General features: G+C 64.7%; 28 protein-coding genes. 9 read left to right on the forward strand and 19 right to left on the reverse strand.

Features of this window, described 5'->3' with window-relative positions:
• Window positions 1–135: 135 nt before the first annotated feature.
• A complete protein-coding gene (locus QX039_RS04035; RefSeq protein WP_315741022.1) occupies window positions 136–411 on the forward strand; it encodes a hypothetical protein in 276 nt (91 codons plus the stop codon).
• Between the two features lie 95 nt (window positions 412–506).
• Here QX039_RS04035 and QX039_RS04040 read toward each other — a convergent pair whose 3' ends face one another.
• Complete coding sequence (locus QX039_RS04040; protein ID WP_315771521.1) at window positions 507–1,481, reverse strand: quinone oxidoreductase; 975 nt, start codon at window positions 1,479–1,481, stop codon at window positions 507–509.
• 213 nt (window positions 1,482–1,694) lie between these two features.
• Here QX039_RS04040 and QX039_RS04045 point away from each other — a divergent pair, with 213 nt between their 5' ends.
• The 3 genes from QX039_RS04045 to QX039_RS04055 all read left to right on the forward strand — a co-directional run bounded on the left by QX039_RS04045 (window position 1,695) and on the right by QX039_RS04055 (window position 3,984).
• Window positions 1,695–1,955 carry a hypothetical protein gene (locus tag QX039_RS04045; protein WP_315756174.1) on the forward strand — a complete coding sequence of 87 codons (261 nt, stop codon included), beginning with the start codon at window positions 1,695–1,697 and terminating at the stop codon, window positions 1,953–1,955.
• 195 nt (window positions 1,956–2,150) lie between these two features.
• A complete protein-coding gene (locus QX039_RS04050) occupies window positions 2,151–2,474 on the forward strand; it encodes a multidrug efflux SMR transporter (protein WP_315741019.1) in 324 nt (107 codons plus the stop codon).
• 1,288 nt (window positions 2,475–3,762) lie between these two features.
• Complete coding sequence (locus tag QX039_RS04055; protein WP_315741029.1) at window positions 3,763–3,984, forward strand: hypothetical protein; 222 nt, start codon at window positions 3,763–3,765, stop codon at window positions 3,982–3,984.
• A gap of 46 nt (window positions 3,985–4,030) precedes the next feature.
• Here QX039_RS04055 and QX039_RS04060 read toward each other — a convergent pair whose 3' ends face one another.
• Genes QX039_RS04060 through phnG form a run of 9 tightly spaced genes read right to left on the reverse strand, consistent with a single transcriptional unit; the run spans window position 4,031 to window position 10,990 of the window.
• Window positions 4,031–4,642 carry a pyridoxamine 5'-phosphate oxidase family protein gene (locus QX039_RS04060; protein ID WP_315771523.1) on the reverse strand — a complete coding sequence of 204 codons (612 nt, stop codon included), beginning with the start codon at window positions 4,640–4,642 and terminating at the stop codon, window positions 4,031–4,033.
• The gene (gene phnN, locus QX039_RS04065) at window positions 4,620–5,261 is read right to left on the reverse strand and encodes a phosphonate metabolism protein/1,5-bisphosphokinase (PRPP-forming) PhnN (protein ID WP_315771525.1); all 642 of its coding nucleotides are present in this window, start codon (window positions 5,259–5,261) and stop codon (window positions 4,620–4,622) included. Before phnN ends, QX039_RS04060 begins: the two co-directional genes overlap by 23 nt.
• Window positions 5,258–6,415, reverse strand: coding sequence for an alpha-D-ribose 1-methylphosphonate 5-triphosphate diphosphatase (locus QX039_RS04070; RefSeq protein ID WP_315756178.1), 1,158 nt, complete (start codon window positions 6,413–6,415; stop codon window positions 5,258–5,260). The genes phnN and QX039_RS04070 overlap by 4 nt, the downstream gene beginning before the upstream one ends.
• A gap of 15 nt (window positions 6,416–6,430) precedes the next feature.
• On the reverse strand, window positions 6,431–7,129 hold the full coding sequence (gene phnL, locus QX039_RS04075; protein WP_315771527.1) for a phosphonate C-P lyase system protein PhnL: 699 nt from the start codon (window positions 7,127–7,129) through the stop codon (window positions 6,431–6,433).
• A gap of 19 nt (window positions 7,130–7,148) precedes the next feature.
• On the reverse strand, window positions 7,149–7,943 hold the full coding sequence (gene phnK / locus QX039_RS04080) for a phosphonate C-P lyase system protein PhnK (RefSeq protein WP_315771529.1): 795 nt from the start codon (window positions 7,941–7,943) through the stop codon (window positions 7,149–7,151).
• A complete protein-coding gene (locus QX039_RS04085; RefSeq protein WP_315771531.1) occupies window positions 7,936–8,820 on the reverse strand; it encodes an alpha-D-ribose 1-methylphosphonate 5-phosphate C-P-lyase PhnJ in 885 nt (294 codons plus the stop codon). Before QX039_RS04085 ends, phnK begins: the two co-directional genes overlap by 8 nt.
• The gene (locus QX039_RS04090; protein WP_315771533.1) at window positions 8,817–9,920 is read right to left on the reverse strand and encodes a carbon-phosphorus lyase complex subunit PhnI; all 1,104 of its coding nucleotides are present in this window, start codon (window positions 9,918–9,920) and stop codon (window positions 8,817–8,819) included. Before QX039_RS04090 ends, QX039_RS04085 begins: the two co-directional genes overlap by 4 nt.
• Before the next feature lie 3 nt (window positions 9,921–9,923).
• Complete coding sequence (phnH, locus tag QX039_RS04095; protein WP_315741011.1) at window positions 9,924–10,535, reverse strand: phosphonate C-P lyase system protein PhnH; 612 nt, start codon at window positions 10,533–10,535, stop codon at window positions 9,924–9,926.
• Window positions 10,535–10,990, reverse strand: coding sequence for a phosphonate C-P lyase system protein PhnG (phnG, locus tag QX039_RS04100; protein WP_315741028.1), 456 nt, complete (start codon window positions 10,988–10,990; stop codon window positions 10,535–10,537). The genes phnH and phnG overlap by 1 nt, the downstream gene beginning before the upstream one ends.
• Before the next feature lie 118 nt (window positions 10,991–11,108).
• On the opposite strand from phnG, the gene phnF reads away from it, so the two are divergent.
• A complete protein-coding gene (gene phnF / locus QX039_RS04105) occupies window positions 11,109–11,834 on the forward strand; it encodes a phosphonate metabolism transcriptional regulator PhnF (RefSeq protein ID WP_315741010.1) in 726 nt (241 codons plus the stop codon).
• A gap of 36 nt (window positions 11,835–11,870) precedes the next feature.
• On the opposite strand, the gene QX039_RS04110 is transcribed toward phnF, so the two are convergent.
• The 9 genes from QX039_RS04110 to phnC all read right to left on the reverse strand — a co-directional run bounded on the left by QX039_RS04110 (window position 11,871) and on the right by phnC (window position 20,248).
• Window positions 11,871–12,713, reverse strand: coding sequence for a phosphodiesterase (locus tag QX039_RS04110; protein WP_315741009.1), 843 nt, complete (start codon window positions 12,711–12,713; stop codon window positions 11,871–11,873).
• Entirely contained in the window at window positions 12,710–13,771 is a 1,062-nt protein-coding gene (locus QX039_RS04115; protein WP_315741008.1) for an ABC transporter ATP-binding protein, read from the reverse strand. The genes QX039_RS04110 and QX039_RS04115 overlap by 4 nt, the downstream gene beginning before the upstream one ends.
• A gap of 5 nt (window positions 13,772–13,776) precedes the next feature.
• The gene (locus tag QX039_RS04120; RefSeq protein ID WP_315741007.1) at window positions 13,777–14,562 is read right to left on the reverse strand and encodes an ABC transporter permease; all 786 of its coding nucleotides are present in this window, start codon (window positions 14,560–14,562) and stop codon (window positions 13,777–13,779) included.
• Window positions 14,563–14,566: 4 nt separating this feature from the next.
• Window positions 14,567–15,382 (reverse strand): ABC transporter permease, encoded by an 816-nt coding sequence (locus QX039_RS04125; RefSeq protein ID WP_315741006.1) that lies wholly within the window; start codon window positions 15,380–15,382, stop codon window positions 14,567–14,569.
• A 52-nt stretch (window positions 15,383–15,434) separates the two neighbouring features.
• Window positions 15,435–16,442: an ABC transporter substrate-binding protein gene (locus QX039_RS04130; protein WP_315771535.1), complete on the reverse strand. Its 1,008-nt coding sequence runs from the start codon at window positions 16,440–16,442 to the stop codon at window positions 15,435–15,437.
• 159 nt (window positions 16,443–16,601) lie between these two features.
• A complete protein-coding gene (phnE, locus tag QX039_RS04135) occupies window positions 16,602–17,450 on the reverse strand; it encodes a phosphonate ABC transporter, permease protein PhnE (protein ID WP_315741004.1) in 849 nt (282 codons plus the stop codon).
• Window positions 17,447–18,331: a phosphonate ABC transporter, permease protein PhnE gene (phnE, locus tag QX039_RS04140; RefSeq protein ID WP_315741003.1), complete on the reverse strand. Its 885-nt coding sequence runs from the start codon at window positions 18,329–18,331 to the stop codon at window positions 17,447–17,449. Before phnE (QX039_RS04140) ends, phnE (QX039_RS04135) begins: the two co-directional genes overlap by 4 nt.
• A 95-nt stretch (window positions 18,332–18,426) precedes the next feature.
• Window positions 18,427–19,359, reverse strand: a complete 933-nt coding sequence (phnD, locus tag QX039_RS04145) for a phosphonate ABC transporter substrate-binding protein (protein ID WP_315741002.1) — start codon at window positions 19,357–19,359, stop codon at window positions 18,427–18,429.
• Window positions 19,360–19,438: 79 nt separating this feature from the next.
• Window positions 19,439–20,248 carry a phosphonate ABC transporter ATP-binding protein gene (gene phnC, locus QX039_RS04150; RefSeq protein WP_315741001.1) on the reverse strand — a complete coding sequence of 270 codons (810 nt, stop codon included), beginning with the start codon at window positions 20,246–20,248 and terminating at the stop codon, window positions 19,439–19,441.
• A 181-nt stretch (window positions 20,249–20,429) separates the two neighbouring features.
• Between phnC and QX039_RS04155 the strand changes: the two genes are divergently transcribed.
• The 4 genes from QX039_RS04155 to QX039_RS04170 all read left to right on the forward strand — a co-directional run bounded on the left by QX039_RS04155 (window position 20,430) and on the right by QX039_RS04170 (window position 24,190).
• Entirely contained in the window at window positions 20,430–21,092 is a 663-nt protein-coding gene (locus QX039_RS04155; protein WP_315741000.1) for a chloramphenicol acetyltransferase, read from the forward strand.
• Window positions 21,089–22,273, forward strand: coding sequence for an alpha-D-ribose 1-methylphosphonate 5-triphosphate diphosphatase (locus QX039_RS04160; RefSeq protein ID WP_315740999.1), 1,185 nt, complete (start codon window positions 21,089–21,091; stop codon window positions 22,271–22,273). Before QX039_RS04155 ends, QX039_RS04160 begins: the two co-directional genes overlap by 4 nt.
• Window positions 22,274–22,279: 6 nt before the next feature.
• A complete protein-coding gene (locus QX039_RS04165) occupies window positions 22,280–22,990 on the forward strand; it encodes a DUF1045 domain-containing protein (protein ID WP_315740998.1) in 711 nt (236 codons plus the stop codon).
• Window positions 22,991–23,635: 645 nt separating this feature from the next.
• Window positions 23,636–24,190, forward strand: a complete 555-nt coding sequence (locus QX039_RS04170; protein ID WP_315713058.1) for a peroxiredoxin — start codon at window positions 23,636–23,638, stop codon at window positions 24,188–24,190.

Genomic DNA, 24,190 nt, shown 5'->3' on the forward strand with positions numbered 1-24,190 from the left:
ATGCCGGTGTGGTCACGGCCGCGCAGGCGGAGGATGGAGTCGGTGAGGCAAGGGTGGACCGAATCAGCCTTGACAAAATTCTGATTTAAAGAAATAATGGAGCATCACAGTCAGCCGAAGGCGAACCGGCGCTCCATGCAGTATTTCGTCGTGATGATCGACTACGGCCGGCGCGGACGCGAGGCCGTGGTCGATCCTGAAATGACCCGGCGCGACGTCGTTGCGCGTATCGCGTCGGGGGAATATTCGAACGTCAGCTTCATCCACGAGATCGTCGACCGGTCGGTTGCGGACGTCACGGCCGATATCATGTCCGAAGCCGCCCTGCCCGAGATCGATGGGCGGGACGCCGACCTGCAGGCGGTCCAGTTCGATCACCTTCGCGATCTGCGCAAGCACGAGCAGGTTTGACCGGACTGCGCCGGCCCGTGTCGCACGCCGCGCCAACGAAACGGGTGAGCCTGCGTCTGCAACAGGCTCACCTCGGACGGATGCCTCAAACCAAGTCAAACCAGAAAGACGGTCGAGCCGGTCGTCTTGCGCGCCACGAGATCGGCGTGTGCCCGGGCCGCGTCCTTGAGCGGATAGGTCTGATTGACCTCGATCTTCACCGCGCCCGACTTGACCACGTCGAACAATTCGTTGGCCATCGCGACCAGGCTTTCACGCTTGGCCGCGTAGGTGAACAGCGTCGGCCGGGTCACGAACAGCGAGCCCTTTTGGGCGAGCAGCCCGAGATTGAGCGGATCGACGGCGCCCGAGGACTGGCCAAACAGCACGGCGTAGCCGAGCGGCGCGAGGCAATCGAGCGACTTCAGGAACGTGTCCTTGCCGACGGAGTCATAGACGACAGGCACCTTCTTGCCGCCGGTGATCTCGCCGACGCGCGCGACGAAGTCCTCGCGCGTATAGATGATGGTATGCTCGCAGCCACGCGCCCTGGCCAGCTGCGCCTTGTCATCGCTGGATACGGTGCCGATGACGGTGGCACCGAGGTGCTTGGCCCACTGGCTGAGGATGAGGCCGACGCCGCCGGCAGCGGCATGCAGCAGGATGGTCTCGCCCGCCTTGACGCGGTAGGTCTGCCGGATCAGGTACTGGGCGGTCAGGCCTTTGAGCATCATCGCCGCGGCGGTCTTGTCATCGATGTCATCGGGCAGCTTCAGCAGCAGCGCGGCCGGCATCAGCCGCGCCTCTGAATAGGCGCCGAGCGGCGACGAGCCGTAGGCGACGCGGTCGCCCACCTTCAGGTCCGTCACCCCTTCGCCCAGCTCCTCGATCACACCGGCGCCCTCGCTGCCCAGTCCGCTCGGAAGCTGGACCGGATAGAGCCCGGAGCGATTGTAGATGTCGATGAAGTTGAGCCCGACCGCCGTATGGCGGATGCGCGCCTCGCCGGGGCCGGGCTTGCCGACCTCGATCTGCTCCCAAGCGAGGACCTCGGGACCGCCGGTCTTGTGGAAACGAATGGCGTTCGTCATGGGTTGTCATCCTCCCTGTCGGATTGCGCGACGCCGCGCCGCCCGGCCGCGCCGGCACCCTTGCGGGCCGTTCGAGCCCTTGTTCTTCCGCGGCCGAACCTCGGTCATCCGTAGCCGCTGTCGGCTCGGTTTGGCAATCGGCTTTGCCAGCCGGCACAGGAACAACGTTTGCCGTTCCAGCGTTCATGGGCCATAGCGTGGAGTCCGAGCCCCATGCCGCCCAAACGACGCAGCGCAGCGATCTATCTGGCCATCCTGATCGAGTTGGCCTGCCACACCTTCATGGGCATCGCCATGGGGCTCGGCTTCGCCTTCGCGCTGACCCAACTGGATGCGTTCGGCATCTCGACTCTGATCGCCCATAGTCTCGATCCGCACGTGACGTTCGTGATCTTCGTCGGTGTGTTGACGCTGTCCTTTGCTGTCGGCGCGACGCTGACGGGATTCGTATTCACGATGATGGAGGAGAGATAGACCCGACGCACGCCGATGACTGCGTGGCGCTCGCAGCTGTCATATGCGCGTCGCGCAAACCATGCAGATGGACGGCAGGTTCGACCGGCGCGGAGATGACGAAATGGCCGGACTGCTGGGTGCAGGCGATCCGCGGCTTCGCGAGGCCGGCCTCGGATCCGTGGGCGATGTCACGCCGTTGGGTGCACGGCCCTCATGAACGGCTGGCTTGCTCTGTTCGCGGCTGGAGCTCTCGAGATCATCTGGGCGCTCGGCCTGAAGCATTCCGACGGCTTGACGCGCTTCTGGCCCAGCGTCGCCACCGTGATCGCCATTCTGCTCAGCTTCGCGATGATGTCGCTCGCGCTGCGCTCACTGCCGTTTGGCACCGCCTATGCCGTATGGACCGGGATCGGCGCGGCCGGGAGCATCCTCGCCGGCATGATCCTCTACAGCGAGCCGGCGGATCCGACGCGGCTGTTCTGCCTCACGCTGATCATCACCGGCATGATCGGGCTGAAGCTGAACTCGCCGGTCTGACACGGGCGACGACCTCCGGCAGGATCGCGACAGCTCCACGCTGCCGAACACGGCGAGGGCGAGCACGAACGGCAGCAGGTGATAGAGCGCACGGAAGATCAGCAGCGCCGCGAGCAGCCGCTCCTGATCGCCGCCCAGGCCCAGCAGGATCGTTGCATCGAACAGGCCGATGCCGGCCGGGGCATGGCTGGCAAATCCAAGCAAGGTCGCGGCAATGAAGACCACCATCAACCGCGCGAGATCGATGCCGAGTTCCGCCGGCATGAGGACGTACATTGCCAGCGCCGCGGTGCTGAGCTCGACCAGCCCGGCCAGGATCTGCAGCAGCACAGCGGGCCCGGACGGCAGTCGCACGGGCCAGCGGACGCTTCGCCGCCCCGGCCAGCTCCACACGACGAAGGCGGCAACGGCGCAAAGCAGTGCCGCGGCAACGAGACGGTTGAGCGCCGGCGGCCAATACTCCACCCAGCCGAAGGCGTCCGGATCGATCATCAAGCTCAGGCCGAGCGCGGTGAGATTTCCGAGCCAGAAGGTCAGTCCGGTGAGGAAGCTGATATTGGCGATGTCGATCGCACCGAGCCGGTACGGCGCGTAGATCCGATATCGAACCAGCGGTGAGATCAACGCGACCGCGCCGATGCCGTGCGCAATCGGGTAGCTCGTGAAGCTGCCGAGCGCGGCCGCGCGATAGGGAATGTCCCGCCGGCCAATCGTCCGCAACGCGAACAGGTCGTAGAGCGTGAGGCTGGCGTAGGAGAGGACGATGAACGCCAGCGCCATCGCGATCAGATGAAGGTCCGTGGCCTCGACGATCGACAGAACATGAGCGAAGTCGAGCTTCTTGACGGCGCGTGCCAGAACATACACGGCCACAGCCGCAATCGAGAGGCTCAGGGCCAGTCCGCCCAGGCTGCGCAACCAGATTCTGCGGTTCGACTGCAGCGGCGAAACGTCGGTCAGGTCAGCCATTCAACGTGTTTCGTTTCAAACATGCGCCGGCCGATTCGAGCAGGACGATGGCGCCGTTTGACACACCGATGTGACAGCGGCGTTACCGTTGTGCGCTGCCCACATGGCTTAATTATCTGTTAACGACGGACGATCGTTCACCGCTACCAACACAGCGAGCTGCAATGCAGCACCACATTCGCGATCATTCAAATTTGAATTAATCGCGGGCGGGTTCGAGCGTAATGACGTGAACCGTATCAGTACGGATGCATGAAGGTCGCATCTTCGTCACGCGGACTTTCTAAGACGGGTGCGGGACGTCAACATTCGAGGCAGCATGAACGCGGAAATCGAACACGAGCTCACGCCGGACCAATGGGAGACGCTGAAGGCGCTTCGCATTCCCGCGCGTGAACGCCGCAGGCTGAACGGCGTGATTGTCGACGAGCTCACTGCATTTGGACTCGTCGCAATCGACAATGGCGCCGCGACGCTCACCGTCGCCGGGCGCAAGGTTCTCATCAGAGGATCCTCACGCCTGCTCGACGTCGCAGCCTGATCTTTCGGAGCCCGGCCTTCCCTTTTCGAAGAGCCGCCCGCCGAATTCACCACAAGGATTTCCGCGCGCGCTCGGGCCACTCGCGATCGTACGCCGCGCCGTCGATATCGTTGGCCGTCATCGCCGCAAGAATCTGTCCCGGCGTCGGCAGTTGCTGCGGGTCGACCCGCTTGTCCGGGTTCCAGAGATCGGCACGAACGATCGCGCGGGCGCATTGGAAGTAGATCTCTTCCACCATCATGACCAGGACGGAGCGCGGCAGCTTGCCTTCCATCCGGAACGACTCCAACAGATCGGGAGCGGTCGACAGGTGACCATGCCCGTTCACACGCAGCGTATTGCCCGATCCCGGAATCAGGAACAGCAGCGCGATCCGCGGATCACGCACGATATTGCGCAGGGAATCCACGCGATTGTTGCCGCGGCGATCCGGCATCATCAGGGTCTTGTCATCGTGGATACGGATGAAGCCGGGAAGATCGCCGCGGGGCGAACAGTCGAGACCTTCAGGACCGCAGGTCGCGAGCGCCACGAACGGCGACTTCTCGATCATGATCCGGTAGTGCGGCGTCACGCGATCTGCCACCTTCGCCGTCGATGCGAGCCCCGTCTCGCCATAGATCGCCTCGAGCTGCTCAATCGTGGTGATGACCGACATGGCCGCGTCCTCCCTTGGAGCCGATCGGTTCTGCGTCAATCGGCCGCTTGATGATTTCCGCAAGCCTGCGACCGTGCGGCTCGGGATCGCCGACATTGACGATCGTTATGTCCGCCACGGCGTCTTCGCTCACCGCGCGGTGAAGGCGCTCGCCGATGTCGCCGTCGCTCGGACGGTGCCGCTTGCCGAGCCGTTCGGCGAGAACATCCGCAGGCGCGGTGATGGCGACGACGATGACGTCGGCATAGTCCCGGCGCGCGGCGGGAATGATCGTTCTCGAGACGTTCACGACCACGATGCGGCCGGCCAGGATGTCATTCTTGATCGCGCGCGGCACGCCGTAGTCATGTCCGTGGGCCTCCCAATGCAGCGCGAACTCACCGGCGCTGAGCGCCTCACGAAAAGCGGACGCGCTCATCTCGAGATTATCCTCGAAAGCCGAGGCCTCGCGCGTGACGATCCGCCGCGGAAAAACGATCCGGTCATCGCTGGCGCATTCGCGGCGCGCCACGTTGAGCAAGGTGTCCTTGCCCGCGCCGCTCGGCCCGACCACCAGGATCAGGCGGCCGGGACCGAGCTTCTCGGATGTCTTCGCCGATGCAACCTCGGTTCCGCTCATGCCACCCGCTGTCCTTCCCGCCAGACGCTGCGCACGACCGACAACTGGCCCGCGACATGAACACGGATCAAGTCCGCACGCTTGCCTGCGGCGATCTCACCGCGATCATGCAGGCCGACGGCATCGGCGGGCGCCTTGGTGACGGTGCGGACGGCTGCGGCAAGATCGATGGAAGGCACCCGCTGCGGCAATTGCAGCGCGCCCATCAGCAGGCTCGACGGTACGTAGTCCGACGACAGAATGTCGAGCAGGCCCTCGCGCGCGAGGTCCACGGCGGCGATGTTGCCGGAGTGAGACCCGCCGCGCACGACGTTGGGAGCGCCCATCAGAATGCTGATGCCCGCCTGGTGAAGGCCCCGCGCGGCTTCCATCGTGGTCGGAAACTCCGCGACCGCGATGCCGTCCTTGATCGCGTCCGCGACGTTCTCCTCGGTGGTGTCGTCATGACTGGCCAGGGGCACGTCATGGGTCTTCGCCAGCGCAACGATGTCGCGCATGTTCGGCGCCGCATAGGCCTGCTGATAGGCGAAGCGGCGTGCAAACATCACGTCGAGCTCCGCATCGGTCTTGCCGCCGCTCTTGCCGCGATAGTAGTCGCGCAGCTTGCCTTCGTCGCGAAACTGGCGCTGCCCGGGCGTATGATCCATCAGCGACATCAGCCGCACATCCGGACGCCCCGCCAGTTGCCGCGCCTCCTCGACCACGGTCGGCATCGGCACCTCGCAGCGCAGATGCAGGAAGTGATCGGACCGCAGCAGCCCGCCGTCGCGCGCCGTCGCGATCGCATCCGCGAGCACATTGGCCTGGCCGTCGACGCCCTCGGCGCCCTCTTCGCTCCACACCCGCAGCGAATCCAGCACCGTCGTGATGCCCGCGGTCGCAAGCTGCCCGTCATAGGAAATGACGGCAGCAACGGGATCCCAGTAGACTTTCGGGCGCGGCACGAAATGCGCTTCGAGGTGATCGGTGTGCAGTTCGACCAGGCCGGGCATCAACAGGTCGCCGCCGGCATCCAGGCTGCCAACCGGCGCTGCCCCCTCGCCCAGTTCGGCGATCCGGCCTCCCGCGATCGCCACCCAGCCCTGCTCGACGACGCGGTCGGCGAGGACCAGCCTGGCATTTCCTATCACGAGATCGGACATGTTCGCGCTCATCTGCAATTTGTCCCTTTACGCCGCCGCGGCGAATGTCATGACGTCGACTATGCGATCCGCAATCTGGGCGCGGATCTCGTCATCATGCACGATCGCGAGCATCGCCACTCCGTCCTTCTTCTTCGCTGCGATCAGGTCGACCACGACCGCGCGGTTCGCCGCATCGAGCGACGCGGTCGGCTCGTCGAGCAACAGCACCGGAACTTCGGAGATGAAGCCGCGTGCGATGTTGACCCGCTGCTGCTCGCCGCCCGAGAAGGTCGATGGCGGCAGCGACCACAGCCGCTCGGGAATGTTCAGCCGTCGCAGCAGCCCACCTGCCCGCACCCGCGCATCGTCGCGCGGCAGGCCGGCCGCGAGCAGCGGTTCGGCAACGACATCGAGTGCAGGGACGCGCGGCACCGCGCGCAGGAACTGGCTGACATAGCCGATGGTCTGCCGCCTCGCATTCAGGACCAGGCGCGGCTCGGCGCCGGCGAGATTGGTCATCTCGCCCTGGTGCCGGACGCCGATGCGGCCGCCATCGCAACGGTAATTGCCGAAGATCATCTTCAGGATCGACGACTTGCCCGCGCCCGACGGTCCCGACAACACGACGCATTCGCCGGCCTTGACCTGGAACGACACGCCGCGCACCACGGGCAGCGGTATGCCGCCCTGCAGATGCATGGTGAAGGTCTTCTCTGCATTCTCGACATCGATCATCACGGTCATCGCATTGGGCCCAATTGCATCATGGCGGCAGGATCGAGGACACGAGGAGCTGCGTGTAAGGCTCGCGCGGATCATCGAGCACCTGGTCGGTGAGACCGGTCTCGATCACCCGCCCCTCCTTCATGACCATCACACGATGAGACAGCAACCGCGCCACGGCCAGATCGTGGGTCACGACGATGGCGGCGAGGCCAAGCTCGTTGACGAGGCTGCGCATCAGATCGAGCAGGCGCGCCTGCACGGAGACGTCGAGTCCTCCGGTCGGCTCGTCCATGAACACCAGCCTGGGCTCGGTCACCAGATTGCGCGCGATCTGCAGCCGCTGCCGCATGCCGCCGGAATAGGTCCGCGGCGCATCGTCGATGCGGGCGACGTCGATCTCCACGCGCGCGAGCCATGACGAGGCGGTCTGCCTGATCCGGCCATAGTTATTCCAGCCGACCGCCATCAGCCGCTCGCCGACATTGGCGCCCGCCGAAACCGCCATGCGCAGGCCTTGCGCCGGGTCCTGATGGACATAGCCCCAATCGGTGCGGAACAGAAAACGGCGTTCGGCCTCCCCGAGCCCGGCAAGATCGCGCAGCACCCCGTCACGCATCCGATAGGACACGCGGCCAGCCGTCGGCGCCAGTTGCGCCGACAACATCTGCAAGAGTGTCGATTTGCCCGAGCCGGACTCGCCGACAATGGCGAGCACCTCGCCGGGATAGAGCACGAAGGAGACGTCGCGGCATGCCGCCAACCGGCCGTAGCTCTTTGCAAGCCCCTCGGCGACGAGCAGCGGCTGATCGGAGGCGCTGATCATCTCAGCCATGGGCGCCCTCCTTGTGTGGAGCGGCGCTCTGCGCGCCACGATGTCCGGACGCCTGGCGGCCCTCGCAGTAGTCGGTATCGGAGCACACGAACATGCGGCTGCCCTTGTCGTCGGTCACGATCTCGTCCAGATAGGAATGCTCCGCGCCGCACAGCGCGCAGGGCGCGTCGAACTTGTAGCGCGTGAACGGATGGTCCTCAAAGTCCAGAGAGACGACCGATGTAAACGGCGGAATGGCATAGATTCGCTTCTCGCGTCCCGCGCCGAACAATTGCAGCGCCGGGCAATTGTCCATCTTGGGATTGTCGAACTTCGGCGTCGGCGACGGATCCATCACATACCGCGCATTGACCTTGACCGGATAGGCGTAGGACGTCGCGATGTGACCGAAACGTGCGATGTCCTCATAGAGCTTGACGTGCATCAGGCCATACTCGGCCAGAGCATGCATGCGGCGGGTCTCGGTCTCGCGCGGCTCGAGAAAGCGCAGCGGCTCCGGGATCGGCACCTGATAAACCAGCACCTGCCCCTCGTGAAGCGGCGCCTCGGGAATTCGGTGACGGGTCTGAATCACGCTCGCCTCTTCCGTCGACGTCGTGGTCGCGACGCCCGCGGTCTTGGCAAAGAACTTGCGAATCGAGATCGCATTTGTCGTATCGTCCGAGCCCTGGTCGATGACCTTGAGCACGTCGTCGGGACCGAGAATGGCGGCGGTGACCTGTACGCCGCCGGTGCCCCAGCCATAGGGCATCGGCATCTCGCGGCTCGCGAACGGCACCTGATAGCCGGGAATCGCGATCGCCTTCAGGATTGCGCGGCGGATCATCCGCTTGGTCTGCTCGTCGAGATAAGCGAAGTTGTACGTCGGCGCGTTCATTCCGCAGCTTCCTTCAATTCAGGAGCGGCATTGGCCTCGGCGAATTCCAGGCGCAGCTTGCGCAGCAGGCCGAGCTCGGACTGGAAGTCGACATAGTGCGGCAGCTTCAGATGCTCGACGAACCCGGTCGCCTGCACATTGTCGGAGTGCGACATCACGAACTCCTCATCCTGCGCCGGTGCAACCATATCCTCGCCCAGCTCGCGCGCGCGCAAGGCTCGGTCGACGAGGGCCATCGACATCGTCTTGCGCTCGCTCTGCCCGAAGGCGAGACCGTAACCGCGCGTGAAGCACGGCGGCTCGGTGGCCGCCCCCTTGAACTGGTTCACCATCTGGCATTCGGTCAGCTCGACCGATCCGAGCGGCACCGCAAAGCCGATCTCCTCGGCCAAGAACTCGACCTCGACTTCGCCGAAGCGGATTTCGCCGGCAAAGGGATGGTTGCGGCCATAGCCGCGCTGGGTCGAGTAGCCGAGCGCGAGCAGAAACCCCTCGTCACCGCGTGCGAGATTCTGCAACCGCAGATCACGATCGGCGGGAAAGCTCAGGGGATCACGGGTGAGATCGCCGACCGGCGCGCCAACCTCGGCTTGCGGCGACGGCTCGATCAAGCCGTCCTGGCCGAGAATGTCGGTGACACGTGGCGTCGGCGCATTCGGCGCCTCGGCACGGGCCGGCGGCTCCGGCTCGGCGCCGGCCGCCAACTGCGGATCGAGCAGCCGATGCGTATAGTCGAAGGTCGGCCCGAGCACCTGGCCGCCCGGAATGTCCTTGAAGGTCGAGGAGACGCGCCGCTGCACCCGCATCGCGCCGGTGTCGACCGGCTCGCTTGCGCCGAAGCGCGGCAAGGTCGCGCGGAAGGCGCGCACCAGGAAGATCGCCTCGATCAGATCGCCACGCGCCTGCTTGATTGCGAGCGCCGCGAGCTCGCGGTCGTACAGCGAGCCTTCGCTCATCACGCGATCGACGGCAAGCCCCAACTGCTCGGAGATCTGCGCCAGCGACAGCTCCGGCACGTCGCGATCACCCCGGCGCTCATGCGCCAGCAGCCGGTGCGCGTTCTCGATGGCGCGCTCGCCACCTTTCACGGCGACATACATGCCTTACTCTCCTGCGGAAACGAGTCGGGTCGTCCGCGGGATGGCGACGATGGACGAGCCATCGACGAGCACCACATCGACACCACGCGGAAACAGCTTCTCATTGATCGACAGCCGCTCGAACAGGTCGGCGGGCGCGACCGTTGCACGGAACAATGTCGTCCCGTCGATGCCCGGACCGCGCAGCTTGAACGCCGGCCCTCCGGACAAGCTCGGCACCTGCAGGATCAGCGTCGTCGAGCGATCGGGGTACTCAGCACTGCCGAGCGCGAATGAATTCAAATCAGGCAGCGCTTCGGGGTCCGCCGCCACTGCAAAGCAGGCGAGCGCGGCATTGGCGACGATCGGCGCCCCGGTGTGAAACTTGAGCCAGGCGCCGACCTCGGGCGTGCCGGCGAGCGGCGCATCGAGCCAGATCGGCGTATCATGATCGAACAGCGTCAACGCGATCGCGGCAGCACCAGGCATCATGGACGAGGGCCGGCCGACATTGACCTCGACCTGCCGCACATTTCCCGGACGCGCCATGGCCTCCATGACGGTACGGAAGGTCGATTGCGCGGACAGGACATTGTCGGCGAAACCAGGCTGCAGATCGGAAGCGGCGGCAGCCATCAGCCTTCTCCTCGCACCATCGTATAGAAATCGACACGCGTGGCCGCAGCCTCCTCTGCGCGGTGCTCGCGCGAAGTGCGCATCTGCGCCTGCAGCGGCGCAACCACCTGCGTCTCGATCGATCGCGTGTGGCTTGGTGACTGGATCATCGCGTCACACAGCGCCATCAGACGCGCCTTGGCGGCGTCGCGTCCGAGCACATAGCCGAACCCGACCTCGCCGCTCTCCAGCCGTACCGCGGCGCGCGACACCGTCGCCTCGCCGACATTGAACGGCGCTCCATCACCGCCGATCCGGCCCCGCAGCATCACGAGGCCATTCTCCGCCGGGCGCAGGTCGCGATGCTCAGGCAGCGCGAGGCCATCGAGCCTGGCGCGGATGTCCGCATGCGAGGCATGCGCCAATACCCGCATCACCGCCCTGCGCCGGTCCTGCATCGCCGTCTCGCCGTCCATCTTCATCCCGATCTTGCCGATACGAAGTTGTCTATGTTAATAGACAACTTCGTATCGAAGCGCCATGACTGTTTGATGACATGGACGTGATTTCGAGGCCGGACAGCGGGGAGCCGCGATGAGCATGCAGGGCGCCGATTCGGGCGTGGCGCTGTGGCGGCGGGTGGCCGACGGCATCGAGCGCGACATCGCCGACGGCCGCTTCGCCGCCGGCACGCGCCTGCCCGGCGAGACCGAGATCGCCGAAACCTACCGCGTCAACCGTCATACGGTACGGCGCGCGCTCGCGACCTTGGCGCAGCGCGGCCTCGTGCGCGCCGAGCGCGGCAGCGGCACCTATGTCGAAGCGCCTCGTCTGTCATATCCGCTGAGATCGCGAACCAGGTTCTCCGAGATCGTGGGCGCCGGCGGGCGTGAGCCTCGTGGGCAGTTGATCGCAGCGTCCGAAGAGCCCGCAACGCGCGAACTCGCGCGCGAGCTGCGATTGAAGACGGGTGCTCCGCTGGTCCGAATCGAGGCACTGCGTCTTGCCGACAAGACCCCGATCTGCGTCAGCACGTCCTGGCTGTCGTCCGAGCGATTTCCCGAGGCCGGTCACATCTTCGCGTCGGTCCGCTCGATGACGGCGCTGCTCGCGCATTACGGCATTCGCGACTATCGCCGCGGCACGACCAGGATCACGGCAGCCATCGCCGACGCAAGCGACGCCGCACGGCTCGACCTCGCGATTGGGCGCCCGGTGCTAGTCGTCGACAGCACCGACATCGATGCCGATGCGACGCCGCTCGTCAGCAAGCGCTCGCGCTTCGCCGCGGAGCGCGTGACGTTCGAGGTCGAGAGCTAGACCAGACATCCATGGCTTTGTCGCGTCCTTGCGCGCTCAGTCGATGAGCGTGCCGTCTTGATTGAAGAACGGATGCGGCCCGTCGAAATCCCCGATCGGCACCTGATGCGTGACGACCGTTCCGAATCCCGGTCCTGGAAACCAGGCATGAAGGTGAAAGGCCGGCGGCTCGATCCGGAAGGATGGGGGTCGAAGCTCGGCCAGGTCGAGAGCGACGGCATGGTTCGGTGCCGGGCAAATCGCACAGGGAATGCCGGCAAACCGGGTCAGTGCCGCGCGGTGGACGTGACCGCATCCGATCAGTTGCACCCGCGGATGGCGCGTGAGGATGGCCGCGAGATCGTCGGCGTTGCGCAGGTTCTGCCGGTCCATGTGCCAGATGCCAGTGGCGAACGGCGGATGATGCAGAAACAGCAAGGCCGGCTTTTCGCTGGAGGCGGACAGCGCGGCGTCGAGCCATTGGAGACTCGCCTCATCGAGCTCGCCATGCGGATGGCCGGGCACGCTGGAATCGAGCAGAAGCAGATCGAGATCGGCCAACGCCACATGCCGGTTCAGCGGACCGGTAGGTCCACCATGGAGAGTGCCCGGAAACGCCGCGCGCATCAGCTCGCGTGAATCGTGATTGCCGGGCACGGCGGCGAATGGAATCTCGAGTTCGCCGAGAAGATCCTTGAGATGATCGTACTCGGCCGGCGACGGCGTATCGGCGAGATCGCCCGAGATCACCACCAGATCGAGCTTCGGCTCGAACCGGTTGAGTTCCGCGATGCTACGGGCCAGCGCACGCGCCGTATCGACCCGGCGGTAGGCGAGCCGGCCGGGCGCCTTGATGTGCAGATCGGAAATCTGTGCGATGGTGACGGGACGCCTAGTCATGCTGATCCGCCTTGCTCCGGCAGCAGACGAATGGCGCTCGGCTCAATCGACAGGCCGATCCGCTCACCCGCGCTGACCCTGATCGTATTCGGTGCGTCCACCGTCAGTGGAACGGCGGCGGCGTCGCGGACGATGATCCGCTGGCGATCACCGGCGAAGCGGACGCTGTCGACGAGGCCGGTCAGGCACGATGCCGCCGCGTCGACGATGCCGATCGTTTCCGGCCGAACCATCGCCACCGCCTTGCTGCGCGAGCCGGGCTCAGCGATCGGCTGTCTCCCTCCGGGCAGAACGAGGTGAGCGCAGTCGACCTGAGCCTCGATGATGTTGGCCGCGCCGACGAACTCCGCGACGAAGCGGTCGGCGGGCGTGAAATAGATCTCGCGCGGCGTCCCGACCTGGGCGATGGCGCCCTTGCGCATGACGACGATGCGGTCGCCGAGCTCCATGGCTTCGGCCTGGTCATGCGTGACGTAGATTGCGGTGATGCCGAGCGTACGCAACAGGCCGTTGAGCTCGCCGCGCAACCGCTCGCGGAGCGCTGCGTCCAAGGCTGTGAGCGGCTCGTCGAGCAGCAGCACGCTCGGCCGGATGGCGACCGCGCGCGCGAGCGCGACGCGCTGGCGCTGACCGCCCGAGAGCTGATCGATGCGCCGATCTTCGAGGCCGGCGAGGTTGGTCAGCGCGACCAGCTCGGCGACCCGCGCGGCGCGCTCCGGCTTGGGCACGCCGCGGATCTTGAGCCCGTAGCCGATATTGTCAGCGACGGTCATGTTGGGGAACAGCGCGTAGGATTGAAACACCATGCCGACATTGCGTTTCTCGATCGGCTGCCTCGTCAGATCCTTGCCGTCGAAAAGCACGCGCCCGCCCGCATCGGGTGTTTCGAGCCCGGCCACGATCCGCAGCAACGTGGTCTTGCCGCAGCCGGACGGCCCCAACAGCACCAGCGTCTCGCTCTGCGCGATGTCGAGCGTGGCGCGCGCGAGCGCGCAGGTCCCGTCGGCAAAGGTCTTGCCGCAATTCTCGACCTTCAGCGCGGCTCCATGCCGGGTCATCGGGCTCACCGCAGGCTCCCTCTCTCGCCGATCCATTGCATGGCCACCAGCAGAGGGATGATCATGACGAAGAAGATCAGCGTGTAGGCGGATGCGACCTCCAGCCGCATCGATGCGTAGCTGTCGGCGAGGCCGACCGGCAGCGTCTTGGTCAGCGGCGTATGCAACATCCAAGTCAAGTTGAATTCTCCGAGGGATAGCGTCACCACCATGAGGCTGCCGGCCAGGATCCCCGGCGCGGCATTGGGAACGATGACATCGATGAAGCGGCGCCATGGCGCGGCTCCGACCGACGCGGCGCCCTCATCGAGCGACTTGACGTCGATGGTCGCGAACACAGCCATCACGGAGCGCACCATGAAAGGCATCGTGAAGATCACATGGCCGGCGAGGATGAACAGCCATGAGCGACGGAAGCTGCCGAAGCCACCATAGGTGAGCAGCAGCGCCAGCGCGATGGCGAGCCCGGGAATCGCGAGCGGCAAGGTGATGATCTCCTCGACCAGCCGCGCCAGCCGTCCGCCGCGAACGTAGAGCGCGTAGGCAGCGGGAACACCGACCACGAGCGTGACCGCCAGCGTGCCCAGCGCGATCAGGATCGATGCCATGATCGTGCCCGCGTAGAGCTCCCAGACCTGGGCCACCCACTGCAGCGTCACGCCGGACTGAATGCCGCGGAAGTAGTTGACGGTCACGCCCGCGGCGATCGAAAGGCCGGCCGGCACGGCCAGGAAGGCGGCGACCAGAAGTGTGAACAGTAGTTGAAGGATGAAGATGACTCTGTCGCGCACGTGCCTACCCTGCCGCTGCCACCGAGCTGCCGGCGAAGGAGCGCGCCAATGCGAGCATCAGCCAGGTCATCAGGCCAAGGCCGACCGAGAGCGCCGCCGAGGTGGCCAGGTTTCCGGCCAGCGTGAACTCCGTGTAGATCAGCATCGGCAACACGTCGATGTTCGTGGCCAAGGTGAATGCCGTTCCGAACGCACCCATCGCCGTCGCGAACGCGATCGCGCCGGACGCGATCAGCGCCGGGGTCAGCGCCGGCAGGATCACGTCGCGCAGCACGGCCCAGGGGCTCGCGCCGAGCGATCGGGCCGCCTCCTCCAAACCGGGGTCCAGCTTCTGCGCGGCAGCCATAATCGTGAGGATCACCCGCGGAATCGAGAAATAGAGATAACCGAGGAACAGCCCGTAGATCGAATAGGCGAATACGAGCTTGTCGCCGGTGAGCCGGGACGAGACCTCCCCGATCATCCCCTGGCGGCCAGCCAGAAGGATGATCATGAAGCCGACCACGACGCCCGGGAACGCGAGCGGAAACGTCAGGATCGCGACCAGGACCGCGCGGCCCGGAAACCGGTGACGCTGCAGGAACAGGCCGGCGATCGTCGCAATGACCAGGGTCGCGATCGTGGTGGCCGCCGCCAGCGTCAGCGTGTTGAGAAGTGTCGCGCGGTAGCGCGGCTCGAGGATGATGGCGAGATATTCGGCCAGACCGTGCGGTCCCTCGGCGCCGGTGACGAGCAGCCTCGCCATCGGCAACAGGAAGAATGCAGAGGTGACGGCTCCCAGGGGCAGCAAACAGAGCCGGACGAAGGATTTGTGCGACATGTGATCAAGTGCACCTCCGCCGGATCGTCTCCGGCGGAGGCGCGGCGCTCCTTTAGCGAACCTCGGACAGGTAGCGGTCGACGAAGCCCTTTTGTGCGGCTTCCATATCGCCCCAGTTCACGCTCTTGGCGCGAGCGTAGTCGCTGTCCGGCAGGAACTTGTTCTTCACCGATTCCGGCAGCTCGATCGGGCGCGCCGGACGCAGATAGGCATTGGTCCAGATCGCCTGGCCCTTGTCGGAGAGCAGATAGTCGATGACCTTCTTCGCCTTGTCCTTGTCGGGCGCGTTCTTCACCTGGCCGACCACATAGGGGAAGACCACCGAGCCCTCGCAGGGAATGACGAACTCGAAATTGCCCTTCTCGGTATACTTCGCGCGGTAGGCGTTGAAGTCGTAGTCGAACAGGATCGGGATCTCGCCCGAGACGACGCGCGCATAGGACGTCTGCTTCGGCACGATCGGATCATTCTTGCGCAGATCCTTGAAGAACGTAAGGGCCGGCTCGAAATCGGCCTGCGAACCGCCGAGCGCGAGGTTGACGGCAACGGCGCCGACATAGCCGACGGCCGCCGAGCTCGGATCGAGATAGCCCACCATGCCCTTGTAGTCGGGCTTGAGCAGATCCTTCCAGCAGGCCGGAACAGGCTTGCCACCGAGCGCGTCCTTGTTCACGAACAGGCCGAGCGTGCCGGAGTGGATCGTAGTCCAGTAGCCATCCGCATCCTTCAAGCCGGCGGGGACCTGATCCCAGTTCGCGGGCTTGTAAGCCTCAAGCGCGTCCTGCGCCTTCGCCTTCATGCCGAAGGTGACGCCGAAATAGCCGATGTCGCCGACGGGGTTGCTCTTTTCGGCGAGGATCTGCGCCAGCGCCTGGCCGGAGTTCTTGTTGTCGTGTGGAATGTCGTAGCCGAGATCGGTCTTGATCGCCTTGAGCATCGAGGCCCAGTCGGCCCATTCCGGCGGGCAGTTGTAGCAGATGACGTCCGCGGCCTTGGCCGGCTGCCACAACGCGGCAACACACAGCGCGAGAAGAGCGAGAACGAGGCGGGTGACCTTCATGAAGACAGACTCCGTATTCCCTGGCACGGCGGCCAGTTCCGGAGCTTCCCCTAACGGCCGCACATGAAGGATTTGCGACAGAAAGTGCAGTGCACACAGCCAAAGCCGCACCTTGATCGTTCGTCAACGAACGATCGCAACCTTCAGATGCCGCGACGTTCAAGCGACGGCGCGGCGACCGATGATCGCAAAGCGCAGCTTGCCCGAGATCCAGTCGATCGCGGCCACCGCCACCAGGATCATCAGGATCAGGAACGACACCTTCTGCCATTCCAGCACGCGGATCTGCTCGGCCAGTTGTAGCCCGATGCCGCCCGCGCCGACGATGCCGATGATCGTCGCCGAGCGCGTGTTGGATTCGATGAAGTAGAGCACCTGGCCGGCAATCACCGGAAGAACCTGCGGCAGCAGGCCGAAGCGGATCTCGTGCAACGCGCTGCCGCCGGCCGCACGCACGCCCTCAACCTGCTTCCGGTCGGCGCTCTCCATCGCCTCCGAGAACAGCTTGCCGAGCGCACCGAAATCCGAAACCGCAATCGCCAGCACGCCGGCGAAGGGCCCGAGGCCGACGACGTTGATCCAGACCAGCGCCCAGATCAGCGTGTCGACGCCGCGAATGGTGTCGAACAGGCGACGCACCGGAAAGCGGAAGACGGCCGACGGGACGATATTCCTGGCCGCAAGCAGGCTGACCGGAAGCGCGAAGACGGCCGCCAAGGTGGTGCCGAGCACCGCGATCGAGAGCGTCTCGCCGAGCGCCTTGAGATAGATCGGAAGCGACGAGCCAGGATCTGGCGGCAGCATCATTCGCGCGATCCAGCCGAGCTGGCCGAGGCCGGACAGCATCCGCGACGGCGAGAAGTCGAGATCGACGAGACCAAAGACGAAGATGGCCAGAGCCGGCAGCAGCACGACCGGCGTTGCGAAACGTGCGGACAGGGACCGATTGAAAATATGCGGGTAGCGCTCGGCAAGCTGCTTCGCGTCCGGTGAGCCGGAGATGCTCATGTGCGGGCCTCCGAGCCGAACAGGCGGCCGCGTAGCCAGCCGGTGCCGATATCGATCAGGAACACCGTGACCACGATCATGACGAGTATGGCGCTGACGTCGGAATAGTAGAACTTGCGGATCGCGACCACGAGCTCCTGGCCGATGCCGCCAGCGCCGACGAAGCCCATCACGGAAGCCTCGCGCACGTTGATCTCGAAGCGCAGCAAGGTGTAGCTGGAGAAACCCGCAATAACCTGAGGGAGCACGGCAAATCGCATGCAAGACAGCCAGCTCGCGCCGGTGGCGCGCACGCCCTCGACCGGCTTCATGTCGGCATTCTCAACGACCTCGGAGAACAGCTTGCCGAGCGCACCGCTCGAATGAAGGGCGATGGCGAGCACGCCCGGGATCGGCCCAAGCCCGAAAGCAATGACGAAGATCAGGGCGAACACGACGCTCGGAACGGTGCGGGCGAATTCCAGGAGCCGGCGCACCGTGAAGCGGATCCACGGCGCGGGCGAGGTGTTCTCGGCGGCGAGGAAGTTGAGACCGAATGCGACGAGCATTCCGGCCATCGTGCCGACGTAGCTGATCAGCAGCGTCTCTGCCAGCAGCTTGATCCACTTCTTGAAGCCCCAGAACCATTCGGGCAGATTGGTCCAGACCCGCTGCCCGTCGTCGAGCGTGAAGATGCGATCGAAGTAGCTGATGAAGTTGCCGAAGTAGGTATAGAACGTCCGCAGATTGACCTCGGCACCGATGGCCGCGGCGAAGAGCACCGCCAGGAATACCATGGCGGACAGGGCAAGACGCAATCGACGGCGCGAAACGGCCCGCCGATAGGTCTCGTTCAGAGCCGCAAGCTGCTGGCTTGGGAGGATCGAAACGGCAACAGCCATCGGGCTCGTGCTGCTCTTGGTTCGGACGTGTGAGGGATTCTTCAACGGACGAGCCGGGCCCCACGGGACCCGGCTTACCATCGATGGATCGTCGATCAGGACGCCTTCTTGCGCAGGCTGTCGACGAATTTGATCAGGTCGATCGTGCCGTCCCAGTCCTTCGTCGTGGCAGGGTGGAAGCCCTTCTTCTGGCCGTCGGAGAGACGGTCGAAGGCGGCCTTGTCCTTGATCGGCGCATCGAAGAAGGCCTTGGCGATCGCCGATTTCAGATCGTCCGGCAGGTCCGTGTTGTAGGCGTAGGGGCCGTTGATGATCGGCGCCGACTTGTGAATGATGCGGAAGTCGTCCTTCTTCATCGGCGAACCGTCAGCGTTCTTCAGCATGCCCTTGGTCAGCATCTGGGCCAACGTCGAATCGTTGTCGCTCGTCCATTGGTTGGCCGCGATGTCGACAGTCCCCTGGGACAGGGCCAGCACCGCGTTCTCGTGGCTGCCGGTGAAGACAACCTTGCCAAAATACGTCTCGGCGTCGGTCACGCCCATCTTGTTGAGCTCGAAGCGGGGCACGTTGTTGCCCGACGTTGAGTTCGGATCGACGAGGCCGAGATTCTTGCCCTTGAGGTCTTCGACCTTCCGGTACGGGCTGCTCGCCTTGACGAAGAACACCGAATAATAGCCGGTGCTGCCGTCGGAGTTGATGTCGTTGGCGAAGGCATCGGTCTTGACGCCGGTGAGCCGGGCGCGGGCAAACGACGCCGAGCCATAGCTCGCGATGTGGATGTTGCCGGCGCGCTGACCTTCGATCACGGCCGCGTAATCGTTGGCGATACGCAGCGTCACCTTCACGCCCAGCTCTTTCGAGAGATAGTTCACGAAAGGCGTCCAGCGCTCGGTGACACCCGAAGCGTTCTCTGCCGGGACCACGGCGAAGGTCAGCTCAGGATACTTCGCCTTCCAGTCCTCGGCTGACGCCGAGGCCGTGAAAGCCAGCGCAGCGACGCCCGCCAGAACGATGCGACGATTGATCATAACATGCCCTCTTGTTGCAGTAAGGAACAGGTCTCGCCCCCGCGCCATGCGGAAGCTCGAGCTTGCAGAAATCCGCGTCTCAGGCCACGGCGGCTTCGCCGAGTGCCGGCACCGTTGCCGCCGGTGCCGGATGGATCGAACCCATCACCTCGTCCGCCTCGAGATCGTAGAGCTCACGTGCGATCTGCGCCGTCAGCGCCGACGGCACGTCGTCGAACACGATCCGTCCGGTCGCCATGCCGATCAGGCGATCGCAATAGCTGCGCGCCAGATCGAGCGAATGCAGGTTGCAGACGACGGTGATGCCGAAATGCTTGTTGATGCGCAGCAGCGCGTCCATCACGATCTTGGTGTTACGGGGATCGAGCGAGGCGATCGGCTCGTCTGCGAGAATGATCTCGGGGTTCTGCACCATCGCGCGCGCGATCGCGACGCGCTGCTGCTGCCCGCCCGAGAGCTGATCGGCGCGCTGCGCTGCGAGGGAGGCCATGTCGAACTGCTCGAGCGCGGACAGCGCCATGGCGACATCCTCCGCCGGCCAGAGCTGCGCCAGCGAGCGCCACGACGGGATTTCGGCGAGTCGCCCCATCAGCACGTTCGTCAGCACGTCCAATCGGCCGACCAGATTGAACTGCTGGAAGATCATCGCCGAGCGCGCACGCCACTGCCGCAGATCGCGGCCGCGCAGCGCCGTCACGTCGAGATCCTTGAAGAGGATGCGGCCGCCGCTCACCGGGCTCAGACGATTGATGGACCGCAGCAAGGTCGACTTGCCGGCGCCGGAACGCCCGATCACGCCGACGAAGCTGCCGGGTGCAACTGAGAAGGATGCATTGTCGACTGCGGCTTTCATGCCAAAACGGCACGTCAGGCCATCCACCACCAGCATTGAATTCTCCAGACGCCTCGCTCTGGCCTATCGCTAGCGTCTGGATTCTACAGTTATGTGACAGCGACACCGCAGCGCCGCACTCGTCCACACGCCGGTCGCAGTCATGCAGATGTCACGCGCCTGTCATAGGGGAGATCCGACACCTTCACAGATGTAGAGAGTAGAGTCAGGACGTGAGATGGCCGGCAAGTCGCTTTCAATTGAACCAACCGTTGACCCTTCGGCCAAGCTCCAGGACGTGACGCTTGGCGCCTATTGTGAGGTCGGCGCCCGCACCATCCTGCAGGAGGTGACGATGGGCGACTACTCCTATGTGGTCAACGATTCCCAGATCACCTACACGACGATCGGGAAGTTCTGTTCGATCGCGGCGATGACCCGGATCAATCCGGGCAACCACCCGATGCAGCGGGCGACGCAGGCCCATTTCACCTATCGCGCCAGCGCCTATTTTCCAGGAGAGCCCGACGATGTGGAGTTCTTCGCCTGGCGGAGAGAGCATCATGTCCAGATCGGACACGATGTCTGGATCGGCCATGGCGCGATCGTGCTGCCGGGCCGCAACATCGGCACCGGCGCGGTCGTGGCGGCCGGAGCCATCGTGACCAAGGACGTTCCGGCCTATACCATCGTCGCCGGCAATCCGGCGCGGCCGATCAAGCGCCGGTTTCCGCGCGAGGTCGAGCAGCGGCTGCTGGATCTGGCGTGGTGGGATTGGAATCACGAGGCGCTGCGCGCGGCGCTGCCGGATTTCCGCAAGCTCGCGATCACTGCGTTTCTCGACAAATACGAAGCTGCCCTCGACGCGCGCGTCGCGGTGCGGCAGAGTGCCGCCCCATGACCGATATCTCCATCTCGCGGGGCCGCTGCCTCGTCGATACCGACCTCGTAGACACTTCCTTGATCATATCCGGCGGCGTGATCGCAGGCATCGGGACACCGGGACGCCGGTCGGGTCTCGAACTCGATGCGGAGGGACTCACCGTGCTCCCCGGCATCGTCGACATCCACGGCGATGCGTTCGAGCGCCAGATGATGCCGCGCGCCGGGGTCGACTTCCCGACCGACGTCGCGCTGATCGACAGCGACCGCCAGGCCATCAGCAATGGCATCACCACGGTCTTTCACGCGACGACCTGGTCATGGGAGCCGGGCCTGCGCAGCGCCGACAATGCGCGGCGCCTGCTCGAATCGATCGAAGCGCTGCGCCCGCGGCTCGCGGCCGACACGCGCTTCCATCTGCGCCACGAGACCTTCAATCTCGACGATGAGGAGGAGATCGGCCGGTGGCTCGCCGACCGGCGCGTTGACCTGTTCGCCTTCAACGATCACATGGATTCGACGGTGGCGAGTCTGGACAAGCCGCACAAGCGCCAGCGCATGGTCGACCGCACCGGCCTGCCCGGCGCTGAGTTCGACCGGTTGGTCGCGCGCATCGCCGCTCGCGCCGATGCCGTTCCGGCCTCGATCGCGCGGCTGGCCGAGATCGCACGCAAGGCTGGTGTCCGCATGCTGTCGCACGACGACGACAGCCCGGCCATGCGCAAGGCGTTTCGCAGCCAGGGAGTGACCATTGCAGAATTTCCGGTCAACGAGGAGACTGCACGCGAGGCCGCTCAAGGGGGCGACGCGATCGTATTCGGCGCGCCCAACGTCGTCCGTGGCGGCAGCCATACCGGGTGGACGAAGGCCAGCGACATGATCGCCAAGGGCCTCTGCTCGGTGCTGGCCTCCGACTACTACTATCCCGCGCCGCTGCTGGCAGCGTACCGGCTTGCTGCCGACGGCGTTCTTCCGCTGGTGCGCGCCTGGGATCTGATCTCGGGCGGCCCTGCACGCGCAGCCGGGCTGGCGGACCGCGGCGTGCTCGCCGAGGGCCGCCGCGCCGATATCATTCTGGTCGACGACCGCATGCCTTTGCGCCCCCGCGTCGTCGCTGTGATCGCGTCCGGCCGGCTGGTCTATCTCACCGAGATGGACCGGCTGAACGCCCGGCCGGCGCGTGCCATGGCGGCGGAGTAGCGAACCATGGCCAATTTTCCGCGCTATGCGATCTACTATGCTCCACCAGCGACAGCCGACCTGGCGGAATTCGGCGCGAGCCTGCTCGGTTACGACGCGTGGAGCGGCGATGACCGCAGCTTTCCGAGCGAGATCGTCCGCGCGGTTCCAGACTGGGCTGAGCTGACCGCAGACCCGCGCAAATACGGCTTTCACGCGACCTTGAAGGCTCCGTTCGAGCTGGCGGATGCGGAGAGCGAAGCCGCGCTCTGCGCCGCTTGTGCTGAGTTCGCGGCCACGCCGCGAGCCGTCCCGGCCATCCGTCCGATCGTGGACGCGATCAGCGGATTCATCGCGATGATCCCTGGCGAGCTGTCCCCCATCCTGCAGCAGTTCGCGGCCGATTGTGTCCAGGCCTTCGAGCCGTTTCGCGCACCGATGACCGCCGACGACCGTGCTCGGCGCAAGCCGGATCTGCTGACACCACGGCAGCGCGATCATCTCGATCGTTGGGGTTATCCCTATGTCATGGAGGATTTCCGCTTCCACATGACGCTGACCTGCCGGCTGTCCGACGAACGGCGCCGGCCGATCCTGACGATGCTGCAGGAGAGATTCGCGGTACTGTCACTGACAGAGCTCCGGATCGACAGGATTGTGTTGTTCCGCCAGCCCAATGCCCACCAGCGTTTCCGCATCATCGGAGACTGGCCGCTCATGGCCATCCAAGGCAGCTAGCGAGCGCGGCTGAGGTCGCGAGAAATCATTGTCGATCGATCGACAGGCTCGCGCTTGAATTTGATGCCGAGACAGTTTCGCTCATGGTGATGAAAATCTGCGAGGAGACTATGGTCAGATCATCGCGCAGCAAGGCGAAATAACAGACGCGATCTGCTGAAAAGCTGACAACACTGTGCGCTGTGCCACACCTTGCATCGTGCCGCGCCGTGATCTGCCGACGGCTTGTCGCCTTGCTGCCGCTTCAGGAGTCGCCGTGGTCAAACGTGCATCGCTACTAAGGCGATAATGTCAATTTTGCCACTTCGGCCGCACAAAGAAATTGCACGTCGGCCGCCGTCGAGACCGTCAACACGAGGTCGCATGGCACTCCGACTCAGCGGGACATCAACCTCCTTTTGCCGTGGCGACGACGCGCGCGCTCCAGCTGTCGTCGCTCGATGTCCGATCGCAATGTCACGAAGCCGACGCTCTAAGCCAGCTCCATCCACAAGCTCCCCATCGCCACGACCTCGCACTTGCAGCATGTTGCCGCCAAGTGTCGGGTTTTCGACAATCCACTGCTACTAAAAACGAATGGCATATCGCTTGCAATGCACAATGAGCCTCGCTATTGCAGCGCAATAATTTTCTTGGAGTGCCCCAATGCTCGGAATCGGAAGCAAGCTGCCATCGTTTGAAATCGTCGGCGTGAAACCCGGCTTTCATCTTCAGGAAGAGAAGGGCGAGAGCGCCTTCGAGACCCTGACCGAGACCAGCTTCCCCGGAAAATGGAAGATCATCTTCTTCTATCCGAAGGACTTCACCTTCGTCTGCCCGACCGAGATCGCCGAGTTCGCGCGCCTTGCGAAGGATTTCGCGGATCGTGACGCCGTCGTGCTCGGCGGCTCGACCGACAACGAGTTCTGCAAGCTGGCTTGGCGGCGCGACCACAAGGATCTGCACAAGCTGCCGATCTGGCAATTCGCCGACACCAAGGGCGCATTGGTCGACGGCCTCGGCGTCCGCTCGCCCGACGGCGTCGCCTACCGCTACACCTTCATCGTCGATCCCGACAACACGATCCAGCACGTCTATGCGACCAACCTGAATGTCGGCCGCGCTCCGAAGGACACGCTGCGCGTGCTCGACGCGCTGCAGACCGACGAGCTCTGCCCGTGCAACCGCGAAGTCGGCGGCGAGACCCTGAAGGTCGCCTGA

Origin of the sequence: Bradyrhizobium sp. SZCCHNR1043, from assembly GCF_032489675.1 — a bacterium.
Classification (GTDB): domain Bacteria; phylum Pseudomonadota; class Alphaproteobacteria; order Rhizobiales; family Xanthobacteraceae; genus Bradyrhizobium.

Coding starts and splice junctions, on each gene's coding strand:
- QX039_RS04035 (WP_315741022.1), top strand. CDS start 136: ATGCAGTATTTCGTCGTGATGATCGACTACGGCCGGCGCGGACGCGAG.
- QX039_RS04040 (WP_315771521.1), bottom strand. CDS start 1,481: ATGACGAACGCCATTCGTTTCCACAAGACCGGCGGTCCCGAGGTCCTC.
- QX039_RS04045 (WP_315756174.1), top strand. CDS start 1,695: ATGCCGCCCAAACGACGCAGCGCAGCGATCTATCTGGCCATCCTGATC.
- QX039_RS04050 (WP_315741019.1), top strand. CDS start 2,151: ATGAACGGCTGGCTTGCTCTGTTCGCGGCTGGAGCTCTCGAGATCATC.
- QX039_RS04055 (WP_315741029.1), top strand. CDS start 3,763: ATGAACGCGGAAATCGAACACGAGCTCACGCCGGACCAATGGGAGACG.
- QX039_RS04060 (WP_315771523.1), bottom strand. CDS start 4,642: ATGTCGGTCATCACCACGATTGAGCAGCTCGAGGCGATCTATGGCGAG.
- phnN (WP_315771525.1), bottom strand. CDS start 5,261: ATGAGCGGAACCGAGGTTGCATCGGCGAAGACATCCGAGAAGCTCGGT.
- QX039_RS04070 (WP_315756178.1), bottom strand. CDS start 6,415: ATGAGCGCGAACATGTCCGATCTCGTGATAGGAAATGCCAGGCTGGTC.
- phnL (WP_315771527.1), bottom strand. CDS start 7,129: ATGACCGTGATGATCGATGTCGAGAATGCAGAGAAGACCTTCACCATG.
- phnK (WP_315771529.1), bottom strand. CDS start 7,943: ATGGCTGAGATGATCAGCGCCTCCGATCAGCCGCTGCTCGTCGCCGAG.
- QX039_RS04085 (WP_315771531.1), bottom strand. CDS start 8,820: ATGAACGCGCCGACGTACAACTTCGCTTATCTCGACGAGCAGACCAAG.
- QX039_RS04090 (WP_315771533.1), bottom strand. CDS start 9,920: ATGTATGTCGCCGTGAAAGGTGGCGAGCGCGCCATCGAGAACGCGCAC.
- phnH (WP_315741011.1), bottom strand. CDS start 10,535: ATGGCTGCCGCCGCTTCCGATCTGCAGCCTGGTTTCGCCGACAATGTC.
- phnG (WP_315741028.1), bottom strand. CDS start 10,990: ATGGACGGCGAGACGGCGATGCAGGACCGGCGCAGGGCGGTGATGCGG.
- phnF (WP_315741010.1), top strand. CDS start 11,109: ATGAGCATGCAGGGCGCCGATTCGGGCGTGGCGCTGTGGCGGCGGGTG.
- QX039_RS04110 (WP_315741009.1), bottom strand. CDS start 12,713: ATGACTAGGCGTCCCGTCACCATCGCACAGATTTCCGATCTGCACATC.
- QX039_RS04115 (WP_315741008.1), bottom strand. CDS start 13,771: ATGACCCGGCATGGAGCCGCGCTGAAGGTCGAGAATTGCGGCAAGACC.
- QX039_RS04125 (WP_315741006.1), bottom strand. CDS start 15,382: ATGTCGCACAAATCCTTCGTCCGGCTCTGTTTGCTGCCCCTGGGAGCC.
- QX039_RS04130 (WP_315771535.1), bottom strand. CDS start 16,442: ATGAAGGTCACCCGCCTCGTTCTCGCTCTTCTCGCGCTGTGTGTTGCC.
- phnE (WP_315741004.1), bottom strand. CDS start 17,450: ATGAGCATCTCCGGCTCACCGGACGCGAAGCAGCTTGCCGAGCGCTAC.
- phnE (WP_315741003.1), bottom strand. CDS start 18,331: ATGGCTGTTGCCGTTTCGATCCTCCCAAGCCAGCAGCTTGCGGCTCTG.
- phnD (WP_315741002.1), bottom strand. CDS start 19,359: ATGATCAATCGTCGCATCGTTCTGGCGGGCGTCGCTGCGCTGGCTTTC.
- phnC (WP_315741001.1), bottom strand. CDS start 20,248: ATGCTGGTGGTGGATGGCCTGACGTGCCGTTTTGGCATGAAAGCCGCA.
- QX039_RS04155 (WP_315741000.1), top strand. CDS start 20,430: ATGGCCGGCAAGTCGCTTTCAATTGAACCAACCGTTGACCCTTCGGCC.
- QX039_RS04160 (WP_315740999.1), top strand. CDS start 21,089: ATGACCGATATCTCCATCTCGCGGGGCCGCTGCCTCGTCGATACCGAC.
- QX039_RS04165 (WP_315740998.1), top strand. CDS start 22,280: ATGGCCAATTTTCCGCGCTATGCGATCTACTATGCTCCACCAGCGACA.
- QX039_RS04170 (WP_315713058.1), top strand. CDS start 23,636: ATGCTCGGAATCGGAAGCAAGCTGCCATCGTTTGAAATCGTCGGCGTG.